This is a genomic window from uncultured Amaricoccus sp., assembly GCF_937858865.1.
In the GTDB taxonomy this organism is placed as follows: domain Bacteria; phylum Pseudomonadota; class Alphaproteobacteria; order Rhodobacterales; family Rhodobacteraceae; genus Amaricoccus.
The window spans coordinates 1-3,279 of sequence record NZ_CALLYO010000587.1; the positions used below are offsets into that span (position 1 = coordinate 1).

Sequence of the window (3,279 nt, forward strand, 5' to 3'; positions counted from 1 at the left end):
AGCCGCCATTCGAGCCGAGGCGGGATCCACGCCCGCAGCAACTGAAAAGCGGTCATTCATACACGATGCGGGATGCCGCCGGGCGGACGGGGAGCTCGACCGCCTGGTGCACGTCGGGAGAGGCGCCAGAGGGCACCTGACGTCACACCCCATCAACTCTCAACCCGGTGCCGCCGCACAATTCTTGACGACAGGTTCAGTCGAGCCTGTCGCGCGTGAACACGTAGGCCGCGCAGCCGGCGAGCACGAGAACGCCGAAGAACAGAAAGACCGTGGCGTACGGATCCGCGGCATCCACCGGCTCGGTGGCCGCCCCCGCGTAGAGCCGGCCGCTGGCGATCTGCGCAATGCCGGCACCGCCCATGGCGAGTAGGTTCAGAAAGGTGACCCCCCGCCCCGCAAGGTGGTGCGGAAAGAAGCTCCGCCCGTGCGCGATCATCAGCGGGTAGGATGACCCGAAGAACCCGATCGCGCAGAGCAGAGCGACGGCGACCCCGAGACCCGCCGCTGGCCAGGCCCAGAGCCCGAGCAGTGCGCCCGCGAGAGCCAGGTTGCCGCCGAGAAGGATGCCTTTGCGGGTCCCGAGCAGCCGGTCGAGCGGACCGTAGGCGAAGCTCCCGAGGATCATCGCAATGCCCATCGCAAGCGTCGCGTTTCCGAGCGCCACCGCGTCGAGATCGAAGACCGCCGCAAGGTAGGGGCCGACCCAGAGCCCGCGGACGCCCGCGACCGGAGCATAGTGCGCGAATGTGAGCGGCATGAGCAGCAAGACCGACGGCTTCCGCAGCAAGGCCAGAAAGCCGGCGCCATCCCCGGGGGGCACGGTAGCGCGCGGCGGGTCGCGGACGAAGGCGACGATCGCGACCGTGGCCAAAAGCGTGAGCGCCGCCAGCCCCCACATGCAGGCACGCCAGCCGAACACCTCCGCCGACCAGGCCATCGGTGTTGCGGCAAGGACGTTGCCGGCCGAACTGACGCCGATCAGGAGCCCGCTGAGGCTCGCGAACACGGCCGGCGGGTAGACGCGGGCGAAGATGTAGAGCGAGGCCATCAATGCCGGCGCGCACCCGGCCCCCATCAACGCCATCGCGAAGGTCACCGCCCCCGGCCCCTGCGCCAGGGCGAAGACCGCGGCGCCGAGCGCTGCCACCAGGAGCCCACCGGCGGTGCGGCGCGGGCCGAGGTAGTCGAGCGCGTAGCCGACCGGGAGCTGGAGCCCCGCGAAGGTCGCTAACCAGACGCCCGACGCAAACGCCAGGTGCTCCGCGGTCGCGCCGATCTCGGCCTCGAGCACGGGCGCCAGCACAGCGAGAAAGGCGCGATAGAACTGGCTGAGCACGTAGGCGACTGTCAGCGCCACAAGGCCTGCCCGCATGGCTCAGCGCGCTCGGACGTGGTCTTCGGGGATCAATCGCATTGTCTGGCCCTCAGACGCCGGTGCCTACTTCCGCGGCAGTTGGGAACTCGGTGCGGAGCGCCTGCACGATCCCGGCGTGCATCCGTCGAGCAGGATCTCGTCCCTTCTTTCGATGCCTGCGTCACGGCCCGTGCGCCGTGGACAGCAGCCAGGCACGAAACGCCTCTATAGCCGGCGCGCGCTGCTCGGCAGAATCGGCTGGGGCCGCGATATAGTAGCCGAATTCCGCGCGGATAGCGGTATCCGAGAGCTGCACCAGCCGCCCGGCCCCGATGTCGTCTGCCACAATGGCGAGCGGGCAGAGCGCCACGCCCTGCCCGGCCAGCGCCGCGGCGCGCAACAGGTTGAAGTCCTCGAACACCGGTCCTCCGGCCACATTGGCCTCCGGCACGCCGACGGCGTCGAACCAGGCGCGCCAGCCGCCGGCGTCGGTGTCGTGCAGAAGCCCCGCGGCGAGCATCTCCGCGGGGGTGGCGGGTTGCCCGAAGTGGGGGGCGCACACCGGCACCGTGAGCCCCGGCAGGAATCGCGTGACGACCATTCCCGAAAATGTCGGCGGCGATTCCGCGAACACCACCGCGAGGTCCACGTCCCGGAAATCGATCGGCTGCCCATGGATCGCATAGATGATCCGCACCTCCAGCCTGGGCGCGATCGCGCGGAAGTCGCCAAGCCGCGGGATCAGCCAGCAGACTGCCACCGACGGGATGACCGCGACGGTCAGCACCGGCCGCCCCCCCGCCCGGCGCGCCCGCCGGCAGGCCGTGTCGATGTCGCCGAGCGACAGCGCGAGCGCCTGCGCGAGCTCGGCGGCGTGTGGAAGCAAGGTCGCGCGGTTGCCGGATCGTTCGAAGAGCGGCGCGCCGAACCAGGCCTCCAGCCCCCGCACCTGATGGCTCACCGCCGACTGGGTGACGCAAAGCTCATCGGCCGCGCGGCTGAAATTGCCGTGCCGCGCGACGGCCTCAAAGACACGGAGCGCGCCGAGCGGCGCCTGGGGCATGGCGGTCCCTCCATGAGCTCAGCTCATGATTCACTGAGAAACCCTCTTTTGACAAGAGTCTCCTCCGGAGCGGACAATAGCGGGATCAAAGACCGGAGGAATGCCCCATGAACACCGTCGTCCTCGAGCGCGAGCGCCTTCAGGACTTCACCAATAATGGATCCAAGGTCACCCCGACCTTCTCGGCGGCCGAGATGCAGCGCCGCTTGGACGCGATCCGCGCCCACATGGCGAAGGTCGGGATCGACGCCGCGCTCTTCACCTCGTACCACAACATCTGCTACTATTCCGACTTCCTCTTCTGCTACTTCGGTCGGCGCTACGGCCTGGTCGTCACCCCCGACGCCTCGACCTCGATCTCGGCCGGCATCGACGGCGGCCAGCCGTGGCGGCGTACGTTCGGGTCGAACGTCACCTACACCGACTGGCAGAAGGACAACTACTTCCACGCCGTCCGCCAGCTCACCGGCGGGGTGAAGCGGCTCGGCATCGAGTTCGACACCGTCAACATCGACCTCCTGAACCTCTTGAAGTCCGAGTTCCCCGGCATGGAGTTCGTCGACATCGCCGCGCCGGCGATGCGGCTCCGGATGATCAAGTCCGCCGAGGAGATCGCCCACATCACCGAGATGGCGCGGATCGCCGACGTCGGCGGCGCCGCCTGCGTCGAGGCGACCAAGGTCGGCGCGCCGGAGCACGAGGTGGCGCTGCACTCCACCGCCAGCATGGTGCGCGAGATCGCCAGGACCTGGCCGCACGCCGAGCTCATGGACACCTGGACCTGGTTCCAGTCGGGCATCAACACCGACGGCGCCCACAACCCGGTCACCTCGCGGAAGATCGAGAAGGGCGACATCCT

Annotated in this window: 3 protein-coding genes; 1 reads left to right on the forward strand and 2 read right to left on the reverse strand. The window is 68.9% G+C overall.

Translation table 11 applies throughout. The features are described from left to right. Positions 1–196: 196 nt before the first annotated feature. Positions 197–1,375 carry an MFS transporter gene (locus tag Q0112_RS17465; RefSeq protein WP_297977287.1) on the reverse strand — a complete coding sequence of 393 codons (1,179 nt, stop codon included), beginning with the start codon at positions 1,373–1,375 and terminating at the stop codon, positions 197–199. A gap of 163 nt (positions 1,376–1,538) precedes the next feature. Continuing rightward, on the reverse strand, positions 1,539–2,420 hold the full coding sequence (locus tag Q0112_RS17470; protein ID WP_297977288.1) for a LysR substrate-binding domain-containing protein: 882 nt from the start codon (positions 2,418–2,420) through the stop codon (positions 1,539–1,541). A 107-nt stretch (positions 2,421–2,527) separates the two neighbouring features. Here Q0112_RS17470 and Q0112_RS17475 point away from each other — a divergent pair. After that, positions 2,528–3,279, forward strand: a 752-nt coding sequence (locus Q0112_RS17475) for an aminopeptidase P family N-terminal domain-containing protein (RefSeq protein WP_297977289.1), incomplete at its 3' end; no start/stop codon positions are given.

What these genes read in the sequence shown, in the direction of transcription:
- Q0112_RS17465 (WP_297977287.1), bottom strand. Translation starts at nt 1,375, where the DNA reads ATGCGGGCAGGCCTTGTGGCGCTGACAGTCGCCTACGTGCTCAGCCAG.
- Q0112_RS17470 (WP_297977288.1), bottom strand. Translation starts at nt 2,420, where the DNA reads ATGCCCCAGGCGCCGCTCGGCGCGCTCCGTGTCTTTGAGGCCGTCGCG.